Source organism: Flavobacterium riviphilum (genome assembly GCF_055231795.1).
In genome coordinates this window covers 318,024-342,974 of sequence record NZ_JBUYSY010000001.1, presented here as the reverse complement: position 1 = coordinate 342,974, position 24,951 = coordinate 318,024, and the positions used below count along the sequence as shown (strand labels likewise).

Below are 24,951 nucleotides of genomic sequence, written 5' to 3'. Positions count from 1 at the left end.
ATAAAAAGAAGATGTTTAAAAAAATATTAATAGCAAATAGAGGAGAAATTGCTCTTAGAGTTATTAGAACATGTCGCGAAATGGGTATCAAGACAGTAGCGGTTTATTCTACTGCTGATGCGGACAGTCTACATGTTAAGTTTGCTGATGAGGCAGTATGTATTGGTCCAGCTCCAAGTAATTTGTCATATTTGAAAATGCCAAATATCATTGCTGCAGCCGAAATCACCAATGCCGATGCTATTCATCCTGGTTATGGTTTCTTATCTGAAAATGCTAAATTTTCTAAAATTTGTCAAGAGCACGGAATCAAATTTATTGGAGCTGCTCCAGAGATGATTGAAAAAATGGGAGATAAGGCTACCGCCAAAGCAACTATGAAAGCTGCAGGTGTGCCTTGTGTTCCTGGATCTGACGGAATTTTAGAATCTTTTGAAGAAGCTAAAAAAATAGCTGCTGAGATTGGATATCCTGTGATGATGAAAGCTACTGCTGGTGGTGGTGGAAAAGGGATGCGTGCCATCTGGAAAGAAGAAGAATTAGAAAAAGCTTGGGAAAGTGCTCGTATGGAAGCTGCTGCCGCATTTGGAAATGATGGTATGTATATGGAGAAACTCATCGAAGAGCCTCGCCATATCGAAATTCAAGTAGTGGGAGATGCTTACGGTAAAGCTTGTCACCTATCTGAAAGAGATTGTTCTGTACAACGTCGTCACCAAAAGTTAACAGAAGAAACACCTTCTCCATTTATGACAGATGAATTGCGTACTAAAATGGGTGAAGCTGCAGTAAAAGCGGCTGAATATATTAAATACGAAGGTGCTGGAACGGTTGAGTTTTTGGTAGACAAACACCGTAACTTCTATTTCATGGAAATGAACACTCGTATTCAGGTAGAGCACCCAATTACGGAACAAGTTATTGATTACGATTTGATCCGTGAACAAATTTTAGTAGCTGCTGGTGTGCCAATTTCTGGAAAAAATTATTTACCACAATTACATTCTATTGAGTGTCGTATCAATGCGGAGGATCCATATAATGATTTCCGTCCTTCTCCAGGAAAAATTACAACCTTGCATATGCCAGGTGGACACGGAGTACGTTTAGATACGCACGTATATTCTGGATACACTATTCCACCAAATTACGATTCGATGATTGCAAAGTTGATTACTACTGCGCAAACTCGTGAAGAAGCGATTAGCAAAATGCGTAGAGCTTTGGACGAATTCGTAATTGAAGGAATCAAAACTACTATTCCTTTCCACAGACAGTTAATGGATGATCCTCGTTACATAGCAGGAGATTACACTACTGCCTTTATGGATTCATTTAAAATGAATGATCCAGAATAGATAGGAAAATATTACTATAAAAAAAAACCTCGCTACTTGCGAGGTTTTTTTGTGGGTAACTATAAGGTTTCTTTCAACCATTTGTAGAATTCTCTTTGCCACACTTGGGCATTTTGAGGTTTCAAAACCCAGTGGTTTTCTTCAGGGAAATACAAAAAGCGACTTTTGATACCTCTTAATTGTGCCGCTTGAAAGGCTTCTTGTGATTGGCCAATCGGTACTCTAAAATCTATACCTCCTTGTATGATTAAAATAGGGGTATTCCATTTATCTACCAAGGTGATTGGGTTGAAAGTAGTGTAGGCTTTTTGCGCCACTTTATTGTCTTTTTCCCAATATGCTCCTCCAAAATCCCAGTTGTTAAAAAAGACTTCTTCGGTAGTGCCAAACATACTCTGTGTATTGAAAACACCGTCGTGAGCAATAAATGTTTTGAAACGATTGTTATGTATTCCAGCCAAATAAAACACTGAATAGCCTCCATAACTTGCTCCTACACATCCCAGACGCGATTTGTCTACATACGATTCTTTGGCGACGTCATCAATGGCTGCTAAATAATCGTCCATCACTTGACCGCCCCAATCACCCGATATTTTTTCGTTCCATTCTTGTCCGTGGCCATACATTCCTCTTCGGTTTGGTGCTACCACTACATAGCCTTGAGCCGCCATTAAAGAAAAGTTCCAACGGAAGGAATAGCTTTGTGTTAAAGGGGATTGTGGTCCGCCTTGACAATATAATAATGTGGGATATTTTTTCGTTGCATCAAAATTCGGAGGTAAAATTACCCAAACCAACATTTTTTTGCCATCGGTCGTGGTAACATATCTGCGTTCAGTTTTGCTTAATGCCAAAGTGTTATACGTTGCAGTATTGACATTGGATAATTGTTTCCAAGTGTTTTTCTTTAGATTAAAATAAAAAATTTCTGCAGCGTGATTCATATCGGTTCTAGTCACCAAAACTTGGTCGCCAGAAAAGCCAATAATATCGCTTACATCAAAATCACCTTTGGTAATTTGGCGCACAGTTACCGCAATTTTAGTCATTCCAGGGAAGTTTACCACAAATAGTTGCTTGGTGCCGTCAATAGGTGCTACAAAATAGATGTATTTCCCGTCTGGACTCCACATAAATTGGTCTACTGTTCCGTCCCAATTGGCGGTAAGGTTCATTTTGAGACCTTTGAAATCTACGATGATATCGTTTTTATCGGCTTCATAGCCATCACGTTTCATTTGCAACCAAGTCAAGTAACCCGCCGGCGAAAATTGAGGAGCCGTGTCGTACCCTAAATTGCCTTCGGTTCGGTTGATGGTTTTGCCTGATTCGAGTTGGTATTCATAAATATCTGTATTGGTAGAAATGGCATATTGCGTGCCTGCTTTTTTCTTGCATACATACAAAATGCTTTTGCTATCTGGTGACCAAATATAATCTTCGTCGCCACCAAAAGGTTTTTGTGGGCTATCGAAGTTTTCTCCTTTTAGGATATCGATTCCTGTGGCGCCTTCTTTATTTTCTTTGTAAAACACATGGTTGAATTTGCCTTCATTCCAAGTGTCCCAGTGACGGTAATCGAGGCCGTTGTAGATTTGCACATTCGATTTTTCCAGTTCGGGATAGAAATCTCTTCCGTGTACTTTGTCGATTTTTACTTCCTCGTGATAGACTATATATTTTCCGTCTGGCGAGATATTTTTGTCGATTAGGAGGCCTTTGGTGTCTTTAATTTCGGAAGCATTTCCCCCTTCGATGGGTAGCGAATACAGTTTGGAACTGGATTTGTTCTCGGCTACAGAGGGTGTAGCAACTTTATAAATAACGTTTTTTCCGTCTTTTGATATACCTAGTGGTGTTACGCGTCCTAGTTTCCAGAGTAACTCGGGCGTTAGTGTGTTCTGAGCCATAGTTGTCAAACTCATCAGGGATAAGGTTAATACAAGAATCTTTTTCATGATGTCAAATTTTATGGGCAAAAATAATCATTTCAAATAAGTTAGTTTTTAATCTAATTAAAGTGAAATGTTAATATGAGTTTAATTTTTCAAATAGTTTGTGATTATTCTTTTGCGTGTGCATCCAAATCTTTTTGCAAATCTAATTTTCTAAATGAAGGAGAAGCGAATCCTGTGATTAGTACGGTCAATAAAGTCATACTTCCACCAAACACAACTGCGGTTACTGTTCCCATTAGTTTTGCCGTAACACCGCTTTCAAAAGCACCCAATTCGTTCGACGAACCTACAAATATAGAGTTCACTGCCGAAACACGACCTCGCATATCATCAGGTGTTTTGAGTTGTAAAATGGTTTGACGAATCACCACTGAAATGCCATCAAAAATTCCGCTGAAAAATAAGGCTGCTACCGAAAGCCAATAGTAGGTTGACAATCCGAAAATAATAATACAAATGCCAAAGGCAAATATTGCAGAAAGTAATTTTATTCCCGCATTTTTATTTAATGGGACATAAGCCGAAACAAACATCGTGATAAAAGCACCAACGGCAGGAGCGGCTCTTAAAACGCCAAAACCTTCGGGGCCTACCTTTAAAATGTCTTGAGCAAATATGGGTAATAAGGCTACAGCCCCCCCAAATAAAACGGCAAACATGTCTAGTGATAGTGATGATAAAATGGCTTGGTTGGAAAATACAAATTTCACACCTGCTTTTAAACTACTCATGACAGGTTCGCCAATTTTTTTGTTTAAAATAGGTTTGGATTCGATTTGAGTTAATGCCATCAAAGCAATCAATGAGAATACAAAAACAATACATAGTGACCAATGCACTCCTATCCAATGAATAGAAAATCCTGCTAAAGCTGGACCAAGTACAGATCCTACCTGCCATATAGAGGAGCTCCAAGTTGCTGCATTTGGATAGACTTTTTTTGGCACTACTAATGACATTAGGGAGAAAATAGTTGGTCCTAAAAATGAGCGTACTATGCCGCCTAGAAAGACTAAAAAGTAAATAACGTACAAAATAGTTTGGGTATTCCAACCTTTTACTAATTCTGGCCAAGTAATTAAAAAAAGGCCAAAGCTAATTATCGAAAAACCGGCAATACACTTAACCAGTAATTGTTTTTTTTCATTTTGATCTACAATATGTCCAGCAAAAAGCGCCATGGCTATGGCTGGAATAATTTCCATTAGTCCGATAATACCTAAGGAAAGCGGGTTTTTGGTCATGCTGTATACTTGCCATTCAATAATGATAAATTGCATAGACCAAGCAAAAACCATGGCAAAACGCAAGAGTAAAAAAATATTAAATTCATTGTAGCGGAGTGCCGCGTAGGGGTCGTTTTTAACTTTCATTTTTTCGAATATCTTTGAGTCGTAATTGTAATTCTACTTTATCGTTCCATTCATTTTCATCAATGCAATACACTGCTTCAAAAGGATTTTTGTTAGTTATAAGATCGTACTTCTTACCTAGTCCAAATCCAATAGCTGCAATGCCATCGGAGTTGTTTTGACGTACAAATAGTTTTAAATGATCTTCCTGCTGACCCATAGGTTTTCCGTATCCGGTGTCGTTAATGTTTTTTGATACAAAGGTTGGGGTCATGTTTTGCGGACCAAAAGGTTCGAATTGTTTCAAAATCCTTATGAATTTAGGGGTAATGTCCTTAAAATCAATTTCAGCATCAATTGTTATTTCGGGTTCTAATAGTTTGGGATCTATGGTTTCTTGTACTGTTTTTTCGAACGCTTCTTTAAAAGCTTCATAATTTTCTGCTTTCAAGGTCATACCTGCGGCATACATATGCCCTCCAAATTGTTCCAAATGTTCCGAACAGGCTTCTAAGGCATTGTACACGTCAAATCCTTTAACTGACCGAGCTGAGGCGGCGTATTTGTCGCCACTTTGTGTAAAGACTAGCGTTGGGCGATAATAAGTTTCAATCATTCGCGAGGCTACAATTCCAATGACTCCTTTGTGCCATGTTTCTTGAAAGACCACTGAAGTGAAGCGATTTTGCTCATTATTTTCTTCAATTTGAGCCAAAGCTTCTTGGGTAATTTGTTGGTCTAAACCTTTTCTTTCGGCATTGTAATTTTCTATTTCAGCAGCATACTGCTGGGCTTGTTCAAAATTAAATTCGGTCAAAAGCTCCACGGCATGATTACCATGTTTGATTCGTCCTGCGGCATTAATTCTTGGAGCAATTATAAATACTACATCGGTAATATCTAAGCTCTTTTTTTTGATTTGATGAATCATAGCTTTAATGCCTGGGCGTGGGCTGCTATTAATGACTTGTAACCCAAAATAAGCCAAAACTCGATTTTCACCTGTAATTGGGACAATGTCGGCAGCAATGGCAGTAGCTACCAAATCCAAGTAGGGCACTAGATCTTCTAGGGTTTGCTGACGATTTTTGGCTAAAGCTTGAATTAATTTGAATCCAATACCACATCCGCAAAGTTCGTCGTATGGGTAAGTGCAATCCTGCCTTTTTGGATCTAAAACGGCTACTGCGTCTGGAATTTCGTCTCCTGGTCTGTGGTGATCACCAATGATAAAATCGATATTTTTTGCTTTGGCATACGCCACGTGATCAATAGATTTTATACCACAGTCTAGTGCAATAATTAGCGAAAAACCATTGTCATCTGCAAAATCAATACCTTTGAATGACACTCCGTAGCCTTCATCATATCGATCTGGAATGTATGTGGCCACGTTGGGATAAAAACTTTTCAGATAACTGTAGACCAAAGATACGGCGGTAGTGCCATCTACATCGTAGTCACCAAAAACTAAAATGTTTTCATGATTTTTTATAGCAGTTTCAATTCTTGTTACTGCTTTATCCATATCTTTCATCAGATAGGGATCGTGCAAATCTTCCAAACTTGGACGGAAAAATTTTTTGGCTTGATCATAAGTTTCAATTCCTCGTTGAAGCAGTAAAGCAGCAATCGTTTCAGAAACATTGAGCACATCAACTAGATGTTTAATTTTTTCAGATTCGGGCTTTGTTCTTAGTGTCCAACGCATGTGTTCTTATGTGAAATTGTTATTGTTTGGTTTTTTTAAACTTTGATTGATGATGCTATTTTGATGAATAGTGTAGCAGTATGATTTTTTTTTATTTTAAAGTAAGTGGGTTGTTTTCAAACTTGATGCCACTCCATCCGGTAGTAATGAAATTACGTATGTTTTGATGATTCGTTGCTTGTGGATTTTTTAATACTTCTTCAAAGTAAAAATCGCCAAAGCAGGCCAAGGTTTCTGTTTCAGATAAAGCATTCAATTGAGCAAAAGCAAACAATTTACATGAGCCATTGTTTTCGTTAGCCGCATTGTGAACGGCTCCATTTTGAAAAGCTGTTGGTGTAAAATTGTAATAAGTTTCAATAATTGACATGGTTTCTTGAAAAGAAATTACGTTTGGTTGATTTTTTACTTTTTCAATAAATGATGCTATTGACATGATTGAGAGTTTAAATGATTAAAAGAATGAATTGATATACCGAGCAGCTTGTATAGCGCCTTCCATATAGCCAGGGTGTTGATGGGCTGTTTCGGATCCTGAAATAAAAAATTTATTTTCAAATATAGGGGTTTTATAAACGGGATTCCCATTATTTTGATGTGGCAAAACAACGGTGTCATAAGGGGCAAATGTAGCGGAATCCCAACGCCATATTTTTTCATGATATTGAACATAATTCAAAACTTCATTACCCATTAATCGTTGTAATTGTTCAAGGATGGCTTTTTTTCTTTCTTCAAGCGATAATGAAAAAGCACTTGAGTTGAGAAATCCTTTTAAAGCATAAAAAGAATCTAGGTTGGCACTATGATCGTGCATTTCTTGAACAATGTTTACTGTACTGAATAAAGTTCCAGAAAGATTTTTTTCTCTCCAAAAAGGCGTGTGAAATTCCAAAGCAAATTTTATCGAATCTCCCATCCAAGTATGTGTTTTTTGAGCTACTGCACTAATGTTGAAAGGAAGTTCGGGTACAAATGCTATAGTTTTCCACATCAAATAGGGAGGAATAGTGCTAATGATAAAATCAGAATTATAGGTGATTCCGTTATCAGTGGTAAGGGAGATTTGATGATTGTCGAGTTGAATTTTATTTACTTTATGTCCTAGAAAGAGCGTGTCTTTGTTCAGTTTTTGAGCAAGCTGTTGAATAAGAAAATCCGTTCCTCCTGATATTCTAAAAGAGGAGGCTTCATCATCGGGAATGGAAAATGAATGCGGTTTTTCATACCTAGAAGTTTTATACAACGAAATACCTTGTGTGTATTGTTTATAGAACGTGCCGTTAAGTTCTTTTAAAAGGGATAGTACGGCTATATGTTGTTCGTTGCACCAGGTAGCACCCAATTCTAAGGTGCCCTTATTTGTACTTTTTTGGGTAAGAATTCTTCCGCCAATTTTATTATTCGCTTCAAAAATTTTCACAGTTATTCCCTTTTTTTGGAGTAAATAAGCAAGGGTAAGACCGCATAAACCTGCGCCAATAATATGAACTGTGCAATTTTTCATCATTGAGTTTATTCTTCCGAGTATTTATTTTTTTTAGCTTCTTTTGCAGCAGGTTTTCCTCCAACTACCACTACAATTTCTCCTTTAGGGGGTGTTTTTTCAAAATGTTGGAGGACTTCTGCTACAGTACCTCTAACATTTTCTTCATGTAATTTGGACAATTCTCTAGACACACAAATAGGGCGATCCGCTCCAAAATAAGTTAAGAATTCACTTAAAGTTTTGACTAATTTATGAGGAGAAACATAAAGAATCATGGTTCTGGTTTCTTCGGCCAAAGCCAAATAACGTGTTTGTCTGCCTTTTTTATCAGGTAAAAAACCTTCAAAAACAAATTTATCATTGGGTAAGCCACTATTGACTAAAGCGGGTACAAAGGCTGTGGCGCCTGGCAAACATTCTACAGCAATGCCGTTTTCAATACATGCACGTGTGATTAAAAAACCAGGATCAGATATAGCAGGTGTGCCAGCATCCGAAATTAAAGCGATGGTTTCGCCTCCTTGTAATCGAGTAATTATATTTTCGATGGTTTTGTGTTCATTATGCATGTGGTGACTGTGCATATGGGTGTTGATTTCAAAATGCTTGAGCAATTTGCCGCTAGTTCGGGTGTCTTCCGCCAAAATTAAATCGGCTTCTTTAAGAATTCGAATGGCTCTGAAGGTCATGTCTTCTAAGTTGCCGATGGGGGTGGGTACGATATAAAGTTTCGACATAATTTAAAAAAGTTAAACACGAAGTTCGCTAATAAACGAAGTTCGTGTTTGGTTATGATTATCTTGAAAACTATCTTTAATTACAAGAATTTTTTTTCAATTAATTCCATAAAACGGGTAGCATAGTCCTCTTTGCCTTCCCAATTATTGTAATCGGGTTTGACCATCTCATTGATAAAAGTTTTGGTTTCATGGAACGATTCAAAACTATTGAGCTGACTCATTACTCTATTGAAATCTTCGCTATCATTATCAAAAAGGTGTTGCACAAAACCAATTCGGTCGTTCAAATCAATAGTAAACCCTTTGGCTAATTTGTCATTTAGCGATTTTGGTTTGGGTTCGATGGGTTGTGTTAGTGGCTCTATCTTTTCGAGATCTACTTGAAAAGCCGGTTCTACAATAGGTTTTTTTGGACTCGAGGGCAACGAATCTATTTTTACAAATTCGGTTTCTGTGTAATGTCCTCCCAATAAATCTTCAAAGGAAATTTGCATCACTTGAGGATTTTTGTCACTTTCAGCAATTTTAGATTCTGTAATATGTTCTTTTTTACTGTTTTTTTCAGGCACAACAGTGTCAAAATGGAGTGGAATTTCTAATTCTTCTTTGGTGATTTCTTCCTGTTGTTGATCCGCTTCAAGCGATATTACTTCAGTAGAAAGTTCATTTATGGAAGCCTCAAGTGTTGATTCTGTTGTAGTTGCTGTTTTAGTAACGTCTAGTGTGGCTGCATCAAGTTCAGTTGAATCTTCTAATTCAGCAATAGGGAATACAGTTGTTGCTTCTTGAGTTGCCTTTGCAGTTTCAGAGATAGTCATTGTAGGTTCGATTGCGGGCTTTTCGAAAGTCTTTTCGATTTCAATTTCTAAATCTTCTTTGCCAATAGTGGGTTGGATTTCTCCTAAATTTTCTTCTACAAATTTTAAAATCGCTAGTTTTTCATATAATTTTTGGGTCTCTAAAAACAGTGCATTTACATCCGATTTATTTTTCATTTGAAGAATTCGATGCGCAATACTAACTAAATCAGCCTCCAATCTTTTTTTCATAACTTTTGATTTTATAGTGAATAGGGTGTGTCTTTTTTAATAAATTTGTGGCACTACAAAGTAATAAAAACTATTCATTTTTAAACGTAGAAAAGTAAAAAATGTTTCTCGAAAATACAGTAAATCATAAAGAACAATTTGGTTGGATCGAGGTTATTTGCGGTTCGATGTTTTCGGGGAAAACAGAAGAATTGATACGCCGTTTGCGTAGGGCACAATTTGCCAAACAGAAAATTGAAATTTTTAAGCCTACCATCGATACTCGATATCACGAGGAAATGGTAGTGTCTCATGATGATAATGAAATTCGTTCAACGCCAGTTCCTTCGGCGGCACATATTGTGCTTTTAGCTCAAGGTTGCGATGTGGTGGGCATAGATGAAGCCCAATTTTTTGACGATGAAATTGTAACCGTTTGTAATGACTTGGCCAATCAAGGCATCCGTGTCATTGTGGCGGGATTGGATATGGATTATAAAGGCAATCCATTTGGGCCAATGCCTGCTTTGATGGCTACGGCCGAATATGTAACGAAGGTTCATGCGGTTTGTACAAGAACTGGAAATTTGGCCAACTATAGTTTTAGAAAAACGGATAATGATAAGCTTGTAATGCTTGGAGAAACCGAAGAATATGAGCCTTTGAGTAGAGCTGCTTTTTATCATGCGATGCACGATGATAAAGACAAAAAATAATTTGAAGAGAAAAAAGAAACCCTTTCGAAGTGATAACTAGAAAGGGTTTTGCATTTCAATTGAATATTTCGGCTAATTGAAAATCTAAGTCAGGAAATATCCTACTTTGAATTGTGTCTTCTTCAATTAATGGATGCATTCCAATGAATTGATTTTCTTTTAAAACATAAATAAAAATAGTTTTATCTGCTGGATTTACAATCCAATATTCTTGAACGCCGGCTTCTTCATACAAATCGAATTTATACTTCATTTCTTTGTTAGAATTCCCCGGTGATAGGATTTCAATTACCAAATCAGGAGCTCCAATGGCACCTCTTTCATCAATTTTTGAATCGTCACAAATGACACACAAATCGGGTTGCACTACAGTAAAAATCTCTTTATCTAAAGTCGATTTTTTTTTATCTATTAGCCTTACGTCAAAAGGAGCGGCAAATAAATTGCATTGATGACCCTTGAATTTATTCCAAATAAGACCATGTAAGTTACCTGATGCTTTTTGATGATTAGTACTTGGTGCAGGACTCATTTTGAAAATTTTTCCTTTAATCAACTCCAATTTTTCTTGAAATTGCCAAGTTAGATAATCAGCATAAGAGTAAGTCTTATTAAGGTCTAATTCGTTAATATCCGTTATCATAATTCTTTGTTTTGGGTAAAGTTACAAAAAAAAGTTGCGTTGTTTTAGTAATTGTGAATGAAGCATCACAATGGTTGAGGCATAACAAACAACTACATTTTCTTTCGCATTCTCGCCACCGGAATATCAAGTTGTTCTCGGTATTTGGCTATAGTTCTTCTGGCAATTGGATAACCTTTTTCTTTTAATATTTCGGCCAATTGATCATCTGGAAGTGGTTTTGATTTGTCTTCCTCTTCGATGGTGTTTTTTAGAATTTTTTTGATCTCTAAAGTTGAAACTTCTTCCCCTTGATCGTTCATCATGGCTTCAGAGAAAAATTCTTTAATCGATTTGGTGCCGTAAGGTGTTTCTACATATTTGCTGTTGGCCACCCTTGAAATGGTCGAAATATCAAGGCCTACCATGTCTGCAATATCTTTTAGAATCATCGGTTTTAACTTGGTTTCGTCGCCGTCTAAGAAAAAATCTTGTTGATAATGCATGATAGCATTCATGGTGACAAATAGCGTTTCTTGGCGCTGACGAATGGCATCAATAAACCATTTGGCCGAATCTAATTTTTGTTTGATAAATTGAACCGCTTCTTTTTGTTGTGCCGATTTGTCTTTCGATTCTTTATACGTTTGCATCATTTCCTGATAATCTTTCGAAACGTGCAATGAAGGGGCATTTCGACCATTCAACGTTAATTCGAGTTCGCCTTCTACAATTCGAATAGCAAAATCAGGAACGATGGTATCGGTAACTTTTGTATTTCCAGCAAATGAACCTCCAGGTTTGGGATTCAGTTTCTCAATCTCTTGTATTGCTTTTTTGAGTTGATCATTCGAAACATTGAATTTTTGCATCAATTTTTCGTAATGTTTTTTGGTAAAAGCATCAAATTGATTTTCGACTATTGCAATGGCTAGCGCTATATATTCCGTAGGAGTTTTGTGTTTGAGTTGCAAGAGTAAACATTCTTGCAAATCTCTAGCTCCCACTCCTGTGGGTTCCAATTCGTGAATCACATGCAACAAGCGTTCTACATTTTTTTCATCAGTGTACACGCCTTGAGTAAAAGCCAAATCATCGACAATATCGGTAATACTTCTTCGGATATAGCCCATATCATCGATATTTCCTACAAGAAATTCGGCAATTTCGCGATCTTCGTTGGAAAGAATAAAGGTGTTGAGTTGATTGATTAAATCTTGATGAAAACTAATAGCTGCTGCTATAGGTACATCATACTCCTCATCATCATTGCTGTAGTTGTTGGATTGTGTTTTGTAATCGGGGATGTCATCACTTCCTAAGTAATCATCCAAATTGATGTCATCCGCTTCAATTCTATCGGAGTCCGTATCGTACTCTTCGTATTCTGTAGTATCGTACTCGTCTTTTTCGTACTCGTCTTCTTTACCAGCTTCTAGCGCTGGATTTTCGTTCATTTCTTCAATTAAACGTTGTTCAAAAGCTTGCGTAGGCAATTGAATTAACTTCATCAACTGAATTTGTTGAGGAGATAATTTCTGTGATAATTTTAAATTTAAAAATTGCTTGAGCATTTTTTTTGTTTAAAAATTTAAGGTTTAAAGTTTAAGGTTGCGGTATTTTCAACAACTTTAAACTTTAAACCTGAAACAAATTTTTAGAATTCCGCATTCATTGGTGTTCTTGGGAAAGGAATTACGTCACGAATATTGGTCATTCCGGTTACAAACAATACCAATCTTTCGAAACCAAGACCAAAACCAGAGTGAACAGCAGAACCAAAACGTCTGGTATCTAAGTACCACCACAATTCTTCTTCGTCAATGCCTAAGGCTTTCATTTTTTCTACCAAAACATCGTAGCGTTCTTCTCTTTGTGAACCACCAACGATTTCTCCAATACCAGGGAAAAGAATGTCCATCGCACGAACCGTTTTTCCGTCTTCGTTCAAACGCATGTAAAATGCTTTGATGTTGGCTGGATAATCAAACAAAATCACTGGACATTTAAAGTGTTTTTCGACCAAGTAACGTTCGTGTTCTGATTGCAAATCAGCTCCCCACTCGTTAATAATATATTGGAATTTTTTCTTCTTGTTCGGAGTTGAATTTCTCAAAATTTCGATAGCCTCAGTATACGAAACACGTTTGAAATTGTTTTCCAACACAAAGTTCAATTTCTCCAACAACGCCATTTCGCTTCGTTCGGCTTGTGGTTTTGATTTTTCTTCTTCTAACAAACGTCCCTCTAGGAATTTCAAATCCTCAGGACATTTATCCATCACATATTTAATCACAAATTGAATGAAGTCCTCAGCCAAATCCATATTGTCATCCAAATCATTGAAAGCCACCTCTGGCTCAATCATCCAAAATTCGGCCAAGTGACGAGAAGTATTCGAGTTTTCGGCTCTAAACGTAGGACCAAAAGTATAAATCTGACCCAACGCCATAGCAAATGTTTCTCCTTCTAATTGTCCAGAAACCGTTAAGTTCGTTTCTTTACCAAAGAAATCTTTTTTGTAATCTACTTTTCCTTCCTCCGTTCTTGGCGTGTTGTCAAAAGGCAAAGCGGTTACTTTAAACATTTCACCCGCACCTTCTGCATCCGAACCAGTAATAATTGGCGTATTCACATACACAAAACCTTTCTCCTGAAAATAGGTGTGCACAGCGTGAGCCAAAACCGAACGCACGCGCATAATCGCGCCAAAAGCATTCGTTCTAACTCTCAAATGCGCATTCTCACGCAAGAATTCCAAAGAGTGTTTTTTAGGCTGCATTGGGAATTTCTCCGCATCGGAGTCGCCCAAAATTTCTAATTTTTGAACTTGTATTTCATATTTTTGACCAGCTCCTTTGCTTTCAACCAAAGTTCCTGTTACCGAAATAGCAGCCCCAGTGGTAATGCGTTTTAGGGTTTCCTCTGGTGTATTTTCAAAATCAACCACACACTGAATATTGTTAATAGTCGATCCGTCATTGAGAGCAATAAACTGATTGTTTCTAAACGTTCTTACCCATCCTTTAGCATTTACTTCTTGAAGTATAGTTGTACTGTTAAGTAAGTCTTTGACTTTTGTGTGTTTCATTTTCATTTTCAATTTTTAGAGTTCTGATAGCTAAAAAACCTTAATGCAAGGTTGATTTCTTATTGCAAATATAAATCTTTTAGCTGTATTTTTTTTACGCAATTTTTTGCCTTAGGAGAGGCTATTCTTTCGTTTTGTTATTTCCCTTGAAGCAATTGATGGGAGATTTTACCATTTGTAATCGAAATAATGTATAAATTCCCAAAAACAGTGTCTTCGATTGTTGTGTAAGCCTTTTCGTTGATGAATTGGTTGATCATTTCGGGTATAGAATTGCTATGACCAACAATTAAAACAGCTTGCCCGGGATAATTCTTGTTGATTTTTTCTAGCTCCAAAGTTTTTGTGTCATAGGTTATGATTTCAAGCTTTTTACTTTCGGCAGTGGGTTTGGCTGTTGCTTTGGTTCTAATAAAATCCGTACTGTATATGGCTTTTAAGGGGACTTTATCGAATGTGTATGCCCATTGATTGGCTCTTTCGTATCCTTTTGGCGATAAATCTGGATTTTTTGAGTTGTCGACTTTTTCAGCATGGCGAATGCAATAAATAGTAGTAGTTTGTGCCAAAAGACCATAATTCATGGTCATGAAAAGTACGAGAATGAGCGTTTTTTTCATACTTACTATTTTTTATTGGTGTTAAGAGAGTCTATTTCTTCATCTGAATGTTCCGCGATATCAATTAATGGCTCTACAAATTCTTGTTGGTTGGCAATGGTTTTGTTCAACGTTAAAACTAATGCAGGCAACAACATTAAATTGGATAACATACCAAAGAGCAAAGTGAGCGATATTAATCCACCCAAGGCAATGGTACCACCAAAACTAGAAAGCATGAATACTGAAAATCCAAAAAATAAAACTATAGACGTATAAAACATGCTCAAGCCGGCTTCATTGAAAGTGGCGTAGACAGATTTTTTTATTTTCCAATTATTTTTCTTTAATTCCTCACGATATTGAGATAAGAATCGCAAAGTATCATCAACAGATAATCCAAAGGCGATTCCAAAGACTAGAATCGTTGAAGGTTTTAGTGGAATATCCAAAAAGCCCATTAAGCCAGCCGTTAGAAATAATGGAAGTAAATTGGGTAATATGGATACTAGTATCATCTTGCCGGATCGGAACATAAATCCAATTAAAAGGGCAGTTAGGAAAAAGGCAAACAAGAGCGAAGACAACAAATTGTCTAACAAATATCCTGTTCCTTTTTGAAAGACCAGGGCTTTTCCAGTAATCATTACATCATATCGATCTTTGGGGAACAACTTATCCGCTTTTTTGCGTATTTGTTCTTCAAATTTGGCTATTTGTCCACCGTCCTCGTCACGCATGTATGTGGTAATACGAGCATATCTTCCGCTGGAATCTACATAACTTTTCATCAAATTTTCTTTGCCTTTACCTACGGCATTTTTCGCATAAGAAAGAATGAAAGCCTGCTCCTGAGAGGTAGGAAGATCGTAATATTCTGGATTTCCATTATAGTAAGCTTGTTTGGAATATTTCACTAGGTTAACTATCGAAATGGGTTTTGATAAACCAGGAATTTCTTGAATGGTGTGTTCTAGTTCTTCCATGCGCTTAAGGGTAGACAGTTTCATTACTCCTTTTTTACGCTTGGTATCAATCATGATTTCCAAAGGCATGACCCCGTCAAACTCTTTTTCAAAGAATACGATGTCTTTAAAAAAAGCTTCTTTTTTAGGCATGTCTTCAATCAAACTTCCGGAAATGCGCATTTTGTACATTCCAATGATGCTAAAAATCAAAAGAGAAACCGCTACGACATAAACCGAAAAACGATGGTGTTTGATGGTGTTCAAAATCCAATCCATAAAACTTTTAACCGAACCTCTATCCAAATGTTGTATATGACGGTCTTTAGGGGCCGATATATAACTATGGAAAATAGGGATTAGGACCATGCTTAAGAAAAATAACGCCAAAATGTTGATGGATGTAACAACGCCAAACTCAATCAACAGGTTGTTGTTGGAAGCCACAAAGGTGGCAAAACCAATGGCCGTAGTTACATTGGTCATCAATGTAGCCATGCCAATTTTGGTGATAACCCTTTGTAATGATTTGGCTTTATTGCGGTGAACTTTAAATTCTTGATGGTATTTATTGGTCAAAAAGATACAATTAGGTATTCCGATGACAATGATCAAAGAAGGGACTAATGCCGTTAAAATTGTAATTTCATAATTGAACAAGCCCAGAAAACCAAAGGACCACATTACGCCAATAACCACAATGATAATGGAAATTAATGTGGCTTTAAAAGATCTAAAAAACAAGAAAAACAACAACGAGGTAATAAACAGTGAAGCGCCGATAAACAAGCTGATTTCGCTTAATATTGTTTGTGCATTTAATGTTCGAATGTAAGGCATGCCAGAAACTCGCAAGTCGATGTTTGTTTCATGTTCAAAAGCTTTTATCGCTGGGACTAATTTTTCTAAGATGTAAGTTTTACGCGCTTTGGTGTTTACAATCTTTTTGTCCATATAAATGGCCGAGCGCACACTACCGGAACGTTTATTGAACAATAAGCCTTCATAAAAAGGTAAATCGTTAAATAATTCCTTTTTAATTTGTTGTAAATAAGTAGGTTCTACTGATTTGGAAGGGTTTACAAATGGAACAAGTTCAAATTTTTCTTCGGCTACATTTTTTTGTAGTTTTTTCAAATCGTTGATAGAAACAACCAGTTCAACATTTGGATTCTCTTTGATTGTGTTCATCAATTTGTTCCAAGCTAAAAAGGCTTTTGGGGTGAACAAAGTGTTGTCTTTTACCCCAATGATGATCAAATTGCCTTCTTCTCCAAATTGTTTCAAAAAGGAATTGTATTCAATATTAGCAATGTTGTCCTCAGGCAACATGTTGGCCTCGGTAAAGGTAAAATGAATGTGCTTCCATTGGAGCGCCAAAAACGCTGTAATGGCAGCAATAATTGTAAGTATTAAAATTCTATTTCTAAGGACAATACGGGCAATCATTTCCCAAAATCCCAAACTAAACCATTTTACCATTTTCTGAATTTAAAAAGGGGTAAAGGTAAGAAACTACTAAAAAACAATGCCTAAATTATTTTGTTTCGCTCTTAATTTTTGGTTTTTTTAATCAAGTATTAAGTTTCGGTTATAATTTCACCCCAATTTTTTAATTCTATTTTTTATTTTCTCATCTTTGACAAGATTTATAAACCAAATATGGCCAATTTTTAGGAGATGAAAAATTACAAAAACACTATTTTTTACCTAACTGTTACTGGTGGTTTTACCGCTTTGATGTATTGGATTATCCAAAAAGGGAAATTACTAGAACCTGATTTTGTAAAAAAAGCGCCCGTTTCTTCTCGGGATGCTTGGTTGGATTTTGTAACGAGTATTCAACATAGTTTTCAAGAGCCTTTGGCTATTTTGCTGGCTCAAATTATCACCATCATTATTGTTGCTCGTATTTTTGGATGGATATTTAAAAAAATAGGACAACCCACTGTGATTGGTGAAATTATTGCAGGAATTGCTTTAGGTCCTTCACTGATTGGAACTTATTTTCCGGAGTTTTCCCATTTTTTATTCCCTGAAGCTTCTCTGGGGAATTTGAAATTTTTAAGTCAAATAGGCTTGATTCTATTTATGTATGTGATCGGGATGGAATTGGACTTAAAGGTTTTAAAAAATAAAGCCAATGATGCGGTAGTAATTAGCCATGCGAGTATTGTTATTCCTTTCGCTTTAGGGATTGGCTTGGCTTATTTTGTTTACGATCAATTTGCTCCTGAGGGGATACAATTCTTGTCGTTTAGCCTTTTTATGGGAATTGCTATGAGTATTACGGCATTTCCGGTTTTGGCCCGTATTGTTCAAGAACGTGGGATTCATAAAACCAAGTTGGGTGCCATAGTGATCACTTGTGCAGCCGCCGATGACATCACCGCCTGGTGTTTGTTGGCCGCTGTTATTGCCATTGTCAAAGCAGGTTCGTTTACTAGTTCTTTGTATGTTATCTCTCTTTCCGTTGGTTTTGTATTGACGATGCTATTCATAGTGAAGCCATTTTTAAAACGCATAGGCGAACTTTATCAATCCAAAGAAGCCTTAAACAAACCCGTGGTTGCCATATTTTTTATTACGTTAATCATGGCTTCATATGCTACAGAAGTTATAGGAATTCACGCTCTTTTTGGCGCCTTCATGACCGGAGTTATCATGCCCGATCAAGCCAAATTCCGCATTATATTTATTGAAAAAGTCGAAGATGTATCGGTAATTTTACTGTTGCCCTTATTTTTTGTTTTTACAGGACTTCGTACCGAAATAGGATTGATAAACGATCCCTATTTATGGCAAGTGACAGGATTTATTATTTTGGTAGCCGTTGTGGGTAAATTCATCGGAAGTGCTTTGGCAGCAAAATTTGTGGGTCAAAATTGGAGAGACAGTTTAACCATAGGGGCTTTGATGAATACCCGTGGATTGATGGAGTTAATTGTACTCAACATAGGTCTAGAGTTAGGTGTATTAACACCAGCGGTTTTTACAATGATGGTTATTATGGCTTTGGTTACTACCTTTATGACGGGACCGGCCTTGAATTTGATTAATTTTATTTTCAATACCAAAGATGTAGAAGAATCTGAAGAAATCGTTCATTCAAAGATTTTTAAGGTGTTAATCTCGTTTGGAAATAATGAAAAAGGGCGTTCTTTGCTTCGTGTAGCGAATGCCTTAGTCAAAAAACAAAAAGATACGGCAGTAACTACGATGCATTTGTCTGTGAGTAATGAATTGCATCCGTTTTCTATTGAAGACAAAGAAGCGACTGTTTTTTCGCCAATAATTCAGGAATCTAAAGCTTTAAAACAAGAAATTACAACGGTGTTTAAAGCAACCTTAGACATAGAAACTGAAATCACTGATGTGGCCAATAACGGCGATTATGATTTGCTTTTGGTAGGTTTAGGAAAATCTATTTTCGAAGGAACTTTATTAGGCAAAGTTATCGGATTTACTACTCGAATGATTAATCCTGAACGGTTAATGGATAAGTTTACCGGTAAAGAAGGGTTGTTTGATACCTCTCCATTTGATGAACGTACCCGTCAAATATTGTTGAAAGCCAAAATGCCTGTAGGAATATTAATCGATAAAGAACTTCAAAAGGTAGATAAAGTTTTTATACCAATATTTACAGCCGATGATGCTTTTTTGATGGAATATGCACAAAAATTAGTACATAATAATAAGGCTCAGATTGTGTTTTTAGATGTTAATGGCCATATAAAATCCAATTTTATAATTAGTAGCGCCATTGCCTCTTTAGAGGAAAAATTCCCAAACCAGTTGTCGCTTTACACTGAAAAAAGTATTAAAAAAGAATTTTTAGCACAACAAGACCTAATGGTTATTAGTCTAGAAAGTTGGAAAAATCTTTTGGATTCTCGTTCTTCTTGGCTTAGTGGCGTACCCTCGGTATTAATTTTAAAACATTAAAATGAATTGGTTTTTACTTATAATAGGAGGACTTTTCGAAGTGGGATTTACCACTTGTTTAGGCAAAGCCAAAGAAAGTCAAGGAACGGCCTCAACTTTGTGGTTTATAGGTTTTTTGGTGTGTCTTTTTATTAGTATGTCTTTAGTGTACAAAGCGGTACAAACCTTACCTATCGGAACAGCATATGCTGTTTGGACTGGAATTGGGGCAGTAGGGACAGTCTTGGTGGGATTATTCATTTTTAAAGAACCCGCTACCTTTTGGCGTATTTTTTTCTTGTTTACCTTAATTGGTTCCATTATCGGACTCAAACTTGTATCAGAGTCCTAAAAACCTAAGTTGATAATAAAGCTGATTTTTACTGCAATATTGTCTTCCCATTTGGGCAATTGATTGGGTCCATAACGATAAAATCCACTCAATCCTAAACCATTAACTATTTGGTTCAGTTCGATGCCAGATTCATAAAATCCTTCGTGTAAGGTTTTGTAGTTTATCCCTACATGTTGTTCTGGTTTTTCCATATCACCCCATCCCATTCGGGTTACAAAGACCAAGGCAGGTTTGATTTTTGGTACAATTTTTAACCGATTAAAACTGTGTTTCATTTGAAAATACACGAACTTGCTCGAGAAAAATTCATTAAAAAACATCGTTTCAAAACTATTTTTGCCTGCAAAAGTAATCCTTTGTAGTATGGTTTCTTTATTCAAATTGTTGGGAGAGGTATTGTATAAATGAGTCAAGGGTACGTCGCCAATGGCATAACCAGCTTCCAAGCGCAGATTGGTTTTTTGACCATTTAAATAGTTTTTTTGATATTCGGTTCTGAAGTCAATGATGCTAAATTCAAAATCATTATCACCCACATTTGGCAACGATTTGGTAAACTGAAAGCTGAACTTGGGATATCTTTTTTCCGTTTCTATTCGGTCGTTTGATGTTTGCATATAATCGCTAAAAGGACTCCAGCGCATAGAAACCATGAACGTAGTAAGGTTGTATTTTGAGTATAACTTCCCGTTCAAGTGATAAACATAGTTGAATAGCGGTTCGACATAAGTATTGGATACTTCCCATAAACTTTCGGTTTTTGGAATGATTTTCGTTTCAATTGCGGCTTTCCAACTATTATAATGATAAAACGTGCTTATATTAATAGGACGAGGGTCGTAAATTTTAAAAGCTCTTCTGTCAATTGCCCAATTGGTACTTGCAATTTCTCGAATATCATCAGTATAATAGAGGCTCCACCAGGTTTGTGAAGGTCCGTGAAGTCGATTGCCTAAGCCCAAACTGTATTTCAACGTGCCATCTTTTGTGCCATAGGCAGCATAGCCCTCTAGTTTCCATTGTTTAGAAAAACGGTCGTTGGTAATACCGCCAATACCTAGACGAAACCCTTCATAGTTGTTAAAACTAATTACTTTTTTTAAATTGAAATCAATAAAACGAAACGGCAAGTAGCCTTTGATAATCTTTCTTCCAAATAGGATTTTGTTTTCTATTCCGTTTTTGATAGAAATGCTATCAACAGCATCATATGTTTTTAAGCCTCTACTGTCTAAAGGTTCCTTGCGATAGGCTTCCCAAAATGGTTCTGATGGATTAATAGCATTTTGAGGGAGGTCAATGGCAATTTTAGGTTGTTTGATGATAAGATTTTGAGGGTACTCCCAATCAAAGTTATAGCTTTTAGATTCGAGATAACTGATGTCTGTAGCTTCTTTTTTTCGGGGTCTAAAATCGTTGGAATATTCCCCTTCAAAGGCAATAGTACCGCCTAGAATATTTATGTTTTCTTCGTTTTTTCCTTTTACAATTCGAGTGGTTTTACCTGTAGGAATCCATATTTTTTTTTCCGGTAGATAGGTGAATTCGTGTAGACCACTAATATCCAAAACTCCTCTTATTCGCATGATCGCTTTGGCAACGGCATAATTATTAGCGTCGATATATAGAACGCCTTCTAGTCCTGCGGCGTTTTTCTTTTTCTTGTTTTTGAAATAAATCATAAACACTTTTCTAGCCTCGATCATGGTGGAATCTAGGAGTTGATAGTGGTAGTGATCTAAGGCGTCATCGGCAATAGGACTGTTGTATTTGGTTTCGAAGAGTTCATACTTTGAGTCATAAATGGAGAACGATTGCAAATTGAAGGCGATGATTTCATATATCGGCTGTTTGAACCCCGACATTTTTGATCCCAAAATTGTTTCTTTTAGCTGTGAATTACTGTATTGAAACAGCGACACTTTTTCGGTTTGGAACAAATGTTGTTTGCGAATGATTTCTTTGAATTTGTAGTTGGCCGAGTCTACTTTTACAAGTACTCTGCCATAGGTTTTATCTACAAAAACCGAGTCAATTTTTCCGTTAATCGAATCTGGATTGGCGGTAACAATCAGTTTGTTGTAGGATTTGAACGAAAAGCTATTGTTTTTTTGTTGCGGATTGTTGGTTGATTTATTTGCAATAGCTTTACGAATCAACTGTTGTGCTTGTTTTTTTTGAGCTATTTTCACTTCAGGTAATAGCAAGGGTTGTTCTTGTAGGGCAACTACATAAAATGTTTGATTGGGTAGGATGGTTTGTTTGAATGGGGTGTAACCCAAGTAGGAAACTGTAAAATCAGTAATAGGATTCGGGCTTAGGAGTTGAAATTTACCATCAACATCTGCAAGGGTCGCAATTCCTGAGGAGCAGCTGATGCTTGCAAAGGGTAAGGGTTTGTTGGAATTGGCATCCATCACACGACCATTCCATTGGAATTGCGCTTGAAGCGAAAGCGAAATAAAAAGGAACAACCAAGTAAGATGCTTCATGTATTGGATTTGGAAAATTGCGATAAAATTCTAAAAGAACAAAAATAACACAAAAAAACCGTCTCCAATAGAATCTGGAGACGGTTTCTTATGTTGTGTTTTATTCTTTACATTATGAATAGATATAATCTCCCATAACTCTAACTATTGTCCACTTGCCCTTTTCTTTTTTCATTATTACAACTTTTGAAGACGATGAACCCTCAAAAAATGCTTTGCTAAAATAAAACATAATGTATTTTTTATTCATGTAGTATATGGGTTCCGAAATTATAATAACTTCATGAACCCCAGTATTCATGTATTTTATAGCAATCGAATAACTTAAGGTAAGATTTGGCCCTTTTTCTAAAGTAAAATTATAATTTGGGAAGTCTTCTTTTTTCCAATACTTTTTTATGGTGTCTTGTGCGTATTTTTGATACATTTTTTTCCAATGTTTTTCTACATATAAACCATCGGTATGATCTATAGAATCTATTGGGTTTAGTTCACGCACAATTCCTTCTCCTCCATTAAAAATTCGTAAGGTTTGCTTGTTTTGCTCTTTGTCGCTCTGCAAAATGTACATCCTATTTTTATCTATATTTTTTTGGGTCTCAAGAAAGACATTTATTGGCTCATAATTCTCAAGATAGGGATTACTTGCACATGAAAAAATAAAGAAAGTAAGTGCGATAAGTGTTTTTTTTAAATGTCTCATGATTTCTATTTTTTACATGGAGTACCCAAAGGGGAATAGATGCCATATTGAGTACCTAATTTTTCTGTATTAATTTTTGCCATAATTCGCAATCGATCCTTATAATTTTTGTGAGTTGGGTCGTCTGGGTAGTTTTTGTTGAAAATATAGGTGCCTTGAAGTCCTCCCCAAGCCAAATCAATATAATCTTGATATGGATAATCGGTATACTGACCAGTGTGAAATTCTTGAATGGTTGATGCTATAGCGAATACATATTGTTTTGCAATTAATTCATGATGTTCCTCTGGCAGGATGTTAGTGTTTTTTTTAATTTGATCTTGTACATAAGCATCATAAATTGTAGGAAAATCACAAATTCCTTGTGACCCACACATAGAATGATCTTTCACTAAACTAATCAAATAGGCGTGAATCATTTCATGGACGATTGTTGTAGCAATCGATAAATCAGTAGGGCGATTAGGGTTGCCCACACCATTTATATAATTTTCGCTAAAAACGATATTAACATCAGTATATAATCCATTCACCGGAGTGGTTTCTGCCCAATTCCCTATGTCTTTTACTTGTCCATTTGATATATTAATATTGAAAAATGATGTTGCTGGAGCAAATCGACTAAGCATTTTAGCAATGTCACTTTGGATAGTATTTTTCAACTTCTCCATAATCGCTTTGGTACAGGGATCTAATTTGGAGTCATCAATATGATCTTCTATGGCTGCAGCAATGTTTTCAGGTGTTTCTGGTTTTGCTACCCAATAACCTGAGGCAGCATCATAAGTGTATAAATAATCATACATGCTTACGGTTTGATTATTAATGGGCCATTCAAAAATTAGGAAAAAATAGTAATCACTATTAGCTGTTACAACAGCGGGCGGCAGTGAAATTGATACTAAGACCCACGTGTGTGTATTTTCATCGTATACTTTTGTAATAATTTCACCATCTCTATCAATATAAATGAATGTTTGGCCATTATAAGGCTGTGAAGGATAAACTATTTCATTTGACCCTGTAGATGTTCCATCCCCTCCGCCACCTCCGCCACCACAGGCTGATTTTGAAGTTGTTTTTTCTAAAGTACATTCACATGTCCTGTATAAATAGGTTTTGGTTTGTGTGCCATCGGTATAGGTAGTAATCAAATACCAATCAATACACATATTTGATTTATTGGTTTTATTGCTTTTAGGTAAAACAATACTATTTTTTTTTAGTATACCATCTTCAAAATCATTTGATAGTTGAAATTTTTGTAACATATTATAAAAAGAAATAGTACCTGTAAAGTTCATTTTGTTTTTGTCTCTGTTAAATATAGATATAATTAGTTGATTGGTTTTGTTGAATTTATCATCATATTTAGCAGTTACAATTTTAGAGTGTGTTATTTTATTGTTGTAAATAAAGAAAATAGCTTTGGTTGCATTACAAGACTCAATACCTTTTAAGGGACTTACATCTGCAATGAGCAATTTTTCGGTGCTTTTTAGGTCATAAATATGAATTGTATTGAGGTTTATACCTTCCATTACTACCTCTATTAAAGCACTTTTCTCTTTTCCTGCTTCACTTTTTAAATTGGTTAGATAAGATAAAATAGTTTCGTTGTAGCTTGTTGTAATTGGTTCATTGATTTCATTAAAAGTTTCGTCCTCATGACAACTCTGAAAACATCCAATAAATAGCAACAACATTAAGGTTAAAACAGTCCTTTTTAGTTTGTTTGTTTGTTTGTTTGTGATTTCATAAATAGTTAAAAATTAGTTTAATAGATTGTAAAAATAATTCTTTTCTTTCATTTCACAATACCCACATTTAGTGATTTTAGTC

At 36.1% G+C, this 24,951-nt stretch carries 19 protein-coding genes; 4 read left to right on the top strand and 15 right to left on the bottom strand.

What is annotated here, in order from left to right; all coding sequences use genetic code 11:
* Positions 1–11: 11 nt before the first annotated feature.
* Complete coding sequence (accC, locus tag ACZIX2_RS01555) at positions 12–1,358, top strand: acetyl-CoA carboxylase biotin carboxylase subunit (protein WP_463338316.1); 1,347 nt, start codon at positions 12–14, stop codon at positions 1,356–1,358.
* 59 nt (positions 1,359–1,417) lie between these two features.
* Here the strand turns inward: accC and ACZIX2_RS01550 are convergent, their stop codons facing one another.
* The 7 genes from ACZIX2_RS01550 to ACZIX2_RS01520 all read right to left on the bottom strand — a co-directional run bounded on the left by ACZIX2_RS01550 (position 1,418) and on the right by ACZIX2_RS01520 (position 9,660).
* The gene (locus tag ACZIX2_RS01550) at positions 1,418–3,319 is read right to left on the bottom strand and encodes a S9 family peptidase (protein ID WP_463338315.1); all 1,902 of its coding nucleotides are present in this window, start codon (positions 3,317–3,319) and stop codon (positions 1,418–1,420) included.
* A 104-nt stretch (positions 3,320–3,423) separates the two neighbouring features.
* The gene (locus ACZIX2_RS01545) at positions 3,424–4,692 is read right to left on the bottom strand and encodes an MFS transporter (protein ID WP_463338314.1); all 1,269 of its coding nucleotides are present in this window, start codon (positions 4,690–4,692) and stop codon (positions 3,424–3,426) included.
* Entirely contained in the window at positions 4,682–6,382 is a 1,701-nt protein-coding gene (gene recJ / locus ACZIX2_RS01540) for a single-stranded-DNA-specific exonuclease RecJ (protein ID WP_463338313.1), read from the bottom strand. The genes ACZIX2_RS01545 and recJ overlap by 11 nt, the downstream gene beginning before the upstream one ends.
* 91 nt (positions 6,383–6,473) lie before the next feature.
* Entirely contained in the window at positions 6,474–6,818 is a 345-nt protein-coding gene (locus ACZIX2_RS01535) for a HopJ type III effector protein (RefSeq protein ID WP_463338312.1), read from the bottom strand.
* An 18-nt stretch (positions 6,819–6,836) separates the two neighbouring features.
* Positions 6,837–7,892 (bottom strand): flavin monoamine oxidase family protein, encoded by a 1,056-nt coding sequence (locus tag ACZIX2_RS01530; protein WP_463338311.1) that lies wholly within the window; start codon positions 7,890–7,892, stop codon positions 6,837–6,839.
* Positions 7,893–7,897: 5 nt separating this feature from the next.
* On the bottom strand, positions 7,898–8,608 hold the full coding sequence (gene rsmI, locus ACZIX2_RS01525) for a 16S rRNA (cytidine(1402)-2'-O)-methyltransferase (protein WP_463338310.1): 711 nt from the start codon (positions 8,606–8,608) through the stop codon (positions 7,898–7,900).
* An 80-nt stretch (positions 8,609–8,688) separates the two neighbouring features.
* The gene (locus tag ACZIX2_RS01520; RefSeq protein ID WP_463338309.1) at positions 8,689–9,660 is read right to left on the bottom strand and encodes a hypothetical protein; all 972 of its coding nucleotides are present in this window, start codon (positions 9,658–9,660) and stop codon (positions 8,689–8,691) included.
* Positions 9,661–9,761: 101 nt separating this feature from the next.
* Between ACZIX2_RS01520 and ACZIX2_RS01515 the strand changes: the two genes are divergently transcribed.
* The gene (locus ACZIX2_RS01515) at positions 9,762–10,355 is read left to right on the top strand and encodes a thymidine kinase (protein ID WP_463338308.1); all 594 of its coding nucleotides are present in this window, start codon (positions 9,762–9,764) and stop codon (positions 10,353–10,355) included.
* A gap of 55 nt (positions 10,356–10,410) precedes the next feature.
* On the opposite strand, the gene ACZIX2_RS01510 is transcribed toward ACZIX2_RS01515, so the two are convergent.
* From ACZIX2_RS01510 to ACZIX2_RS01490, 5 genes are all read right to left on the bottom strand, one after another.
* The gene (locus tag ACZIX2_RS01510) at positions 10,411–10,998 is read right to left on the bottom strand and encodes a Uma2 family endonuclease (protein WP_463338307.1); all 588 of its coding nucleotides are present in this window, start codon (positions 10,996–10,998) and stop codon (positions 10,411–10,413) included.
* Between the two features lie 92 nt (positions 10,999–11,090).
* Positions 11,091–12,551 (bottom strand): RNA polymerase factor sigma-54, encoded by a 1,461-nt coding sequence (gene rpoN / locus ACZIX2_RS01505; RefSeq protein WP_463338306.1) that lies wholly within the window; start codon positions 12,549–12,551, stop codon positions 11,091–11,093.
* A gap of 83 nt (positions 12,552–12,634) precedes the next feature.
* Positions 12,635–14,068: an asparagine--tRNA ligase gene (gene asnS / locus ACZIX2_RS01500; RefSeq protein WP_463338305.1), complete on the bottom strand. Its 1,434-nt coding sequence runs from the start codon at positions 14,066–14,068 to the stop codon at positions 12,635–12,637.
* A 137-nt stretch (positions 14,069–14,205) separates the two neighbouring features.
* The gene (locus tag ACZIX2_RS01495) at positions 14,206–14,688 is read right to left on the bottom strand and encodes a phosphoglycerate mutase family protein (RefSeq protein WP_463338304.1); all 483 of its coding nucleotides are present in this window, start codon (positions 14,686–14,688) and stop codon (positions 14,206–14,208) included.
* 5 nt (positions 14,689–14,693) lie between these two features.
* A complete protein-coding gene (locus tag ACZIX2_RS01490) occupies positions 14,694–17,114 on the bottom strand; it encodes an efflux RND transporter permease subunit (RefSeq protein WP_463338303.1) in 2,421 nt (806 codons plus the stop codon).
* Positions 17,115–17,312: 198 nt separating this feature from the next.
* Here ACZIX2_RS01490 and ACZIX2_RS01485 point away from each other — a divergent pair, with 198 nt between their 5' ends.
* A complete protein-coding gene (locus ACZIX2_RS01485; RefSeq protein ID WP_463338302.1) occupies positions 17,313–19,580 on the top strand; it encodes a cation:proton antiporter in 2,268 nt (755 codons plus the stop codon).
* A 1-nt stretch (position 19,581) separates the two neighbouring features.
* Positions 19,582–19,911, top strand: coding sequence for a DMT family transporter (locus ACZIX2_RS01480; protein WP_463338301.1), 330 nt, complete (start codon positions 19,582–19,584; stop codon positions 19,909–19,911).
* Here the strand turns inward: ACZIX2_RS01480 and ACZIX2_RS01475 are convergent.
* The 3 genes from ACZIX2_RS01475 to ACZIX2_RS01465 all read right to left on the bottom strand — a co-directional run bounded on the left by ACZIX2_RS01475 (position 19,908) and on the right by ACZIX2_RS01465 (position 24,815).
* Positions 19,908–22,406: a DUF5686 family protein gene (locus ACZIX2_RS01475; RefSeq protein ID WP_463338300.1), complete on the bottom strand. Its 2,499-nt coding sequence runs from the start codon at positions 22,404–22,406 to the stop codon at positions 19,908–19,910. The genes ACZIX2_RS01480 and ACZIX2_RS01475 overlap by 4 nt on opposite strands.
* 112 nt (positions 22,407–22,518) lie before the next feature.
* The gene (locus ACZIX2_RS01470; RefSeq protein WP_463338299.1) at positions 22,519–23,109 is read right to left on the bottom strand and encodes a hypothetical protein; all 591 of its coding nucleotides are present in this window, start codon (positions 23,107–23,109) and stop codon (positions 22,519–22,521) included.
* A 5-nt stretch (positions 23,110–23,114) separates the two neighbouring features.
* Positions 23,115–24,815, bottom strand: coding sequence for a hypothetical protein (locus ACZIX2_RS01465; protein ID WP_463338298.1), 1,701 nt, complete (start codon positions 24,813–24,815; stop codon positions 23,115–23,117).
* Positions 24,816–24,951: the final 136 nt, after the last annotated feature.

What these genes read in the sequence shown, in the direction of transcription:
- accC (WP_463338316.1), top strand. Translation starts at nt 12, where the DNA reads ATGTTTAAAAAAATATTAATAGCAAATAGAGGAGAAATTGCTCTTAGA.
- ACZIX2_RS01550 (WP_463338315.1), bottom strand. Translation starts at nt 3,319, where the DNA reads ATGAAAAAGATTCTTGTATTAACCTTATCCCTGATGAGTTTGACAACT.
- ACZIX2_RS01545 (WP_463338314.1), bottom strand. Translation starts at nt 4,692, where the DNA reads ATGAAAGTTAAAAACGACCCCTACGCGGCACTCCGCTACAATGAATTT.
- recJ (WP_463338313.1), bottom strand. Translation starts at nt 6,382, where the DNA reads ATGCGTTGGACACTAAGAACAAAGCCCGAATCTGAAAAAATTAAACAT.
- ACZIX2_RS01535 (WP_463338312.1), bottom strand. Translation starts at nt 6,818, where the DNA reads ATGTCAATAGCATCATTTATTGAAAAAGTAAAAAATCAACCAAACGTA.
- ACZIX2_RS01530 (WP_463338311.1), bottom strand. Translation starts at nt 7,892, where the DNA reads ATGATGAAAAATTGCACAGTTCATATTATTGGCGCAGGTTTATGCGGT.
- rsmI (WP_463338310.1), bottom strand. Translation starts at nt 8,608, where the DNA reads ATGTCGAAACTTTATATCGTACCCACCCCCATCGGCAACTTAGAAGAC.
- ACZIX2_RS01520 (WP_463338309.1), bottom strand. Translation starts at nt 9,660, where the DNA reads ATGAAAAAAAGATTGGAGGCTGATTTAGTTAGTATTGCGCATCGAATT.
- ACZIX2_RS01515 (WP_463338308.1), top strand. Translation starts at nt 9,762, where the DNA reads ATGTTTCTCGAAAATACAGTAAATCATAAAGAACAATTTGGTTGGATC.
- ACZIX2_RS01510 (WP_463338307.1), bottom strand. Translation starts at nt 10,998, where the DNA reads ATGATAACGGATATTAACGAATTAGACCTTAATAAGACTTACTCTTAT.
- rpoN (WP_463338306.1), bottom strand. Translation starts at nt 12,551, where the DNA reads ATGCTCAAGCAATTTTTAAATTTAAAATTATCACAGAAATTATCTCCT.
- asnS (WP_463338305.1), bottom strand. Translation starts at nt 14,068, where the DNA reads ATGAAACACACAAAAGTCAAAGACTTACTTAACAGTACAACTATACTT.
- ACZIX2_RS01495 (WP_463338304.1), bottom strand. Translation starts at nt 14,688, where the DNA reads ATGAAAAAAACGCTCATTCTCGTACTTTTCATGACCATGAATTATGGT.
- ACZIX2_RS01490 (WP_463338303.1), bottom strand. Translation starts at nt 17,114, where the DNA reads ATGGTAAAATGGTTTAGTTTGGGATTTTGGGAAATGATTGCCCGTATT.
- ACZIX2_RS01485 (WP_463338302.1), top strand. Translation starts at nt 17,313, where the DNA reads ATGAAAAATTACAAAAACACTATTTTTTACCTAACTGTTACTGGTGGT.
- ACZIX2_RS01480 (WP_463338301.1), top strand. Translation starts at nt 19,582, where the DNA reads ATGAATTGGTTTTTACTTATAATAGGAGGACTTTTCGAAGTGGGATTT.
- ACZIX2_RS01475 (WP_463338300.1), bottom strand. Translation starts at nt 22,406, where the DNA reads ATGAAGCATCTTACTTGGTTGTTCCTTTTTATTTCGCTTTCGCTTCAA.
- ACZIX2_RS01470 (WP_463338299.1), bottom strand. Translation starts at nt 23,109, where the DNA reads ATGAGACATTTAAAAAAAACACTTATCGCACTTACTTTCTTTATTTTT.
- ACZIX2_RS01465 (WP_463338298.1), bottom strand. Translation starts at nt 24,815, where the DNA reads ATGTTGTTGCTATTTATTGGATGTTTTCAGAGTTGTCATGAGGACGAA.